The organism is Edwardsiella hoshinae NBRC 105699 = ATCC 33379 (assembly GCF_000474215.1).
Classification (GTDB): domain Bacteria; phylum Pseudomonadota; class Gammaproteobacteria; order Enterobacterales; family Enterobacteriaceae; genus Edwardsiella; species Edwardsiella hoshinae.
The window spans coordinates 1-5,200 of the sequence record NZ_BAUC01000062.1; the positions used below are offsets into that span (position 1 = coordinate 1).

General features: G+C 52.3%; 1 tRNA gene and 3 rRNA genes. All 4 read left to right on the top strand.

The features are described from left to right. Positions 1–151 precede the first annotated feature (151 nt). The 4 genes from EHO01S_RS16755 to rrf all read left to right on the top strand — a co-directional run bounded on the left by EHO01S_RS16755 (position 152) and on the right by rrf (position 5,155). Positions 152–1,695 (top strand): 16S ribosomal RNA (locus EHO01S_RS16755). An 82-nt stretch (positions 1,696–1,777) separates the two neighbouring features. Further along, positions 1,778–1,853, top strand: a tRNA-Glu gene (locus EHO01S_RS16760). Positions 1,854–2,043: 190 nt separating this feature from the next. Next, positions 2,044–4,950, top strand: a 23S ribosomal RNA gene (locus tag EHO01S_RS16765). 89 nt (positions 4,951–5,039) lie between these two features. Then, positions 5,040–5,155 (top strand): 5S ribosomal RNA (gene rrf, locus EHO01S_RS16770). Together the 16S, 23S and 5S rRNA genes with 1 tRNA gene alongside form the textbook arrangement of a ribosomal RNA operon. The last annotated feature ends 45 nt before the right edge of the window (positions 5,156–5,200 follow it).

Consider the following 5,200-nt stretch of genomic DNA (forward strand, 5'->3'; position numbering starts at 1 on the left):
GCTCTTTAACAAATTATCAGACAATCTGTGTGGGCACTCGCAAGATTCGTATTAAGCATTCTTCGGAATGCCAAAATATTTAAAGTCTTGAAGAGTGACAGCAGTTAATTCATTACGAATAAACAGTTTAATTCTTTGAGCATCAAGCTTTTAATTGAAGAGTTTGATCATGGCTCAGATTGAACGCTGGCGGCAGGCTTAACACATGCAAGTCGAGCGGTAGCAGGGAGAAAGCTTGCTTTCTCCGCTGACGAGCGGCGGACGGGTGAGTAATGTCTGGGGATCTGCCTGATGGAGGGGGATAACTACTGGAAACGGTAGCTAATACCGCATAACGTCGCAAGACCAAAGTGGGGGACCTTCGGGCCTCATGCCATCAGATGAACCCAGATGGGATTAGCTAGTAGGTGGGGTAATGGCTCACCTAGGCGACGATCCCTAGCTGGTCTGAGAGGATGACCAGCCACACTGGAACTGAGACACGGTCCAGACTCCTACGGGAGGCAGCAGTGGGGAATATTGCACAATGGGCGCAAGCCTGATGCAGCCATGCCGCGTGTATGAAGAAGGCCTTCGGGTTGTAAAGTACTTTCAGTAGGGAGGAAGGTGTACGTGTTAATAGCACGTACAATTGACGTTACCTACAGAAGAAGCACCGGCTAACTCCGTGCCAGCAGCCGCGGTAATACGGAGGGTGCAAGCGTTAATCGGAATTACTGGGCGTAAAGCGCACGCAGGCGGTTTGTTAAGTTGGATGTGAAATCCCCGGGCTTAACCTGGGAACTGCATCCAAGACTGGCAAGCTAGAGTCTCGTAGAGGGAGGTAGAATTCCAGGTGTAGCGGTGAAATGCGTAGAGATCTGGAGGAATACCGGTGGCGAAGGCGGCCTCCTGGACGAAGACTGACGCTCAGGTGCGAAAGCGTGGGGAGCAAACAGGATTAGATACCCTGGTAGTCCACGCTGTAAACGATGTCGATTTGGAGGTTGTGCCCTTGAGGCGTGGCTTCCGAAGCTAACGCGTTAAATCGACCGCCTGGGGAGTACGGCCGCAAGGTTAAAACTCAAATGAATTGACGGGGGCCCGCACAAGCGGTGGAGCATGTGGTTTAATTCGATGCAACGCGAAGAACCTTACCTACTCTTGACATCCAGCGAATCCTGTAGAGATACGGGAGTGCCTTCGGGAACGCTGAGACAGGTGCTGCATGGCTGTCGTCAGCTCGTGTTGTGAAATGTTGGGTTAAGTCCCGCAACGAGCGCAACCCTTATCCTTTGTTGCCAGCGGTTAGGCCGGGAACTCAAAGGAGACTGCCAGTGATAAACTGGAGGAAGGTGGGGATGACGTCAAGTCATCATGGCCCTTACGAGTAGGGCTACACACGTGCTACAATGGCGTATACAAAGAGAAGCGACCTCGCGAGAGCAAGCGGACCTCATAAAGTACGTCGTAGTCCGGATTGGAGTCTGCAACTCGACTCCATGAAGTCGGAATCGCTAGTAATCGTGGATCAGAATGCCACGGTGAATACGTTCCCGGGCCTTGTACACACCGCCCGTCACACCATGGGAGTGGGTTGCAAAAGAAGTAGGTAGCTTAACCTTCGGGAGGGCGCTTACCACTTTGTGATTCATGACTGGGGTGAAGTCGTAACAAGGTAACCGTAGGGGAACCTGCGGTTGGATCACCTCCTTACCTGAAGATACGGAATTGTGTAGTGCTCACACAGATTGTCTGATAGATGTTCGAGCAAACGCGTCAGCGAAGTCGACCCAGTGTCCCCTTCGTCTAGAGGCCTAGGACACCGCCCTTTCACGGCGGTAACAGGGGTTCGAATCCCCTAGGGGACGCCATTTGCGGTATCGGGTGAAAGACGATGCCAACCGTATTGCAAAACGGACTTACGAGTCAGGTTTGCAATATTTTGCTCTTTAACAATCTGGAACAAGCTGAAAATTCGAAAACAATCGAATTGCTTTAAATAAGTGATTCGAGAGTCTCTCAAATGCTTGCAGCACGAAGTGAAACACCTTCGGGTTGTGAGGTTAAGTGACTAAGCGTACACGGTGGATGCCTAGGCAGTCAGAGGCGATGAAGGACGTGCTAATCTGCGATAAGCGTCGGTGAGCTGATATGAAGCATTATTAGCCGGCGATGTCCGAATGGGGAAACCCAGTGCAATTCGTTGCACTATCGTTAAGTGAATCCATAGCTTAACGAGGCGAACCAGGGGAACTGAAACATCTAAGTACCCTGAGGAAAAGAAATCAACCGAGATTCCCCTAGTAGCGGCGAGCGAACGGGGAGCAGCCCAGAACCTGAATCAGTTTGTGCATTAGTGGAAGCGTCTGGAAAGTCGCGCGATACCGGGTGATAGCCCCGTACACGAAGGTGCACAGCTGTGAGTTCGATGAGTAGGGCGGGACACGTGTTATCCTGTCTGAATATGGGGGGACCATCCTCCAAGGCTAAATACTCCTGACTGACCGATAGTGAACCAGTACCGTGAGGGAAAGGCGAAAAGAACCCCGGCGAGGGGAGTGAAATAGAACCTGAAACCGTGTACGTACAAGCAGTGGGAGCACCCTTTGGGGTGTGACTGCGTACCTTTTGTATAATGGGTCAGCGACTTATATTTTGTAGCAAGGTTAACCGAATAGGGGAGCCGTAGGGAAACCGAGTCTTAACTGGGCGTTGAGTTGCAAGGTATAGACCCGAAACCCGGTGATCTAGCCATGGGCAGGTTGAAGGTTGGGTAACACTAACTGGAGGACCGAACCGACTAATGTTGAAAAATTAGCGGATGACTTGTGGCTGGGGGTGAAAGGCCAATCAAACCGGGAGATAGCTGGTTCTCCCCGAAAGCTATTTAGGTAGCGCCTCGTGAACTCATCTTCGGGGGTAGAGCACTGTTTCGGCTAGGGGGTCATCCCGACTTACCAACCCGATGCAAACTGCGAATACCGAAGAATGTTATCACGGGAGACACACGGCGGGTGCTAACGTCCGTCGTGAAGAGGGAAACAACCCAGACCGCCAGCTAAGGTCCCAAAGTCATGGTTAAGTGGGAAACGATGTGGGAAGGCATAGACAGCCAGGATGTTGGCTTAGAAGCAGCCATCATTTAAAGAAAGCGTAATAGCTCACTGGTCGAGTCGGCCTGCGCGGAAGATGTAACGGGGCTAAACCATGCACCGAAGCTGCGGCAGCGACACTATGTGTTGTTGGGTAGGGGAGCGTTCTGTAAGCCTGTGAAGGTGACCTGTGAGGGTTGCTGGAGGTATCAGAAGTGCGAATGCTGACATAAGTAACGATAAAGCGGGTGAAAAGCCCGCTCGCCGGAAGACCAAGGGTTCCTGTCCAACGTTAATCGGGGCAGGGTAAGTCGACCCCTAAGGCGAGGCCGAAAGGCGTAGTCGATGGGAAACAGGTTAATATTCCTGTACTTGGTGTTATTGCGAAGGGGGGACGGAGAAGGCTAGGCCGGCCGGGCGACGGTTGTCCCGGTTTAAGCGTGTAGGTGTGATGACCTGGCAAATCCGGTCATCTTCAACACTGAGGCGTGATGACGAGGCACTACGGTGCTGAAGTGGTTGATGCCCTGCTTCCAGGAAAAGCCTCTAAGCTCTAGATAACACTGAATCGTACCCCAAACCGACACAGGTGGTCAGGTAGAGAATACCAAGGCGCTTGAGAGAACTCGGGTGAAGGAACTAGGCAAAATGGTGCCGTAACTTCGGGAGAAGGCACGCTGGCATGTAGGTGAAGTCCCTCGCGGATGGAGCTGAAGCCAGTCGAAGATACCAGCTGGCTGCAACTGTTTAATAAAAACACAGCACTCTGCAAACACGAAAGTGGACGTATAGGGTGTGACGCCTGCCCGGTGCTGGAAGGTTAATTGATGGGGTCAGCCGCAAGGCGAAGCTCTTGATCGAAGCCCCAGTAAACGGCGGCCGTAACTATAACGGTCCTAAGGTAGCGAAATTCCTTGTCGGGTAAGTTCCGACCTGCACGAATGGCGTAATGATGGCCAGGCTGTCTCCACCCGAGACTCAGTGAAATTGAACTCGCTGTGAAGATGCAGTGTACCCGCGGCAAGACGGAAAGACCCCGTGAACCTTTACTATAGCTTGACACTGAACATTGAACCTTGATGTGTAGGATAGGTGGGAGGCTTTGAAGTGTGGACGCCAGTCTGCATGGAGCCGACCTTGAAATACCACCCTTTAATGTTTGATGTTCTAACCTGGTCCCGTGATCCGGGATAGGGACAGTGTCTGGTGGGTAGTTTGACTGGGGCGGTCTCCTCCCAAAGCGTAACGGAGGAGCACGAAGGTTAGCTAATCCTGGTCGGACATCAGGAGGTTAGTGCAAAGGCATAAGCTAGCTTGACTGCGAGAGTGACGGCTCGAGCAGGTGCGAAAGCAGGTCTTAGTGATCCGGTGGTTCTGAATGGAAGGGCCATCGCTCAACGGATAAAAGGTACTCCGGGGATAACAGGCTGATACCGCCCAAGAGTTCATATCGACGGCGGTGTTTGGCACCTCGATGTCGGCTCATCACATCCTGGGGCTGAAGTAGGTCCCAAGGGTATGGCTGTTCGCCATTTAAAGTGGTACGCGAGCTGGGTTTAGAACGTCGTGAGACAGTTCGGTCCCTATCTGCCGTGGGCGTTGGAAGATTGAGAGGGGCTGCTCCTAGTACGAGAGGACCGGAGTGGACGCACCGCTGGTGTTCGGGTTGTGATGCCAATTGCATTGCCCGGTAGCTACGTGCGGAAGAGATAAGCGCTGAAAGCATCTAAGCGCGAAACTTGCCTCGAGATGAGTCTTCCCTTGGACCTAGAGTCCACTAAAGGAACGTTTAAGACTAAGACGTTGATAGGCTGGGTGTGTAAGCGTAGCGATACGTTGAGCTAACCAGTACTAATGATCCGTGAGGCTTAACCTTACAACACCGAAGGTGTTTTAGAGAGACGAATGAAGCTTGTTCAAGATTGGAGCCGATGGCCTGAATGGCGGTTGGTGAAACAGAATTTGCCTGGCGGCGATAGCGCGGTGGTCCCACCTGACCCCATGCCGAACTCAGAAGTGAAACGCCGTAGCGCCGATGGTAGTGTGGGGTCTCCCCATGCGAGAGTAGGGAACTGCCAGGCATCAAATCCAGAAAAGCCCCATGCTGATGCATGGGGCTTTTTTCT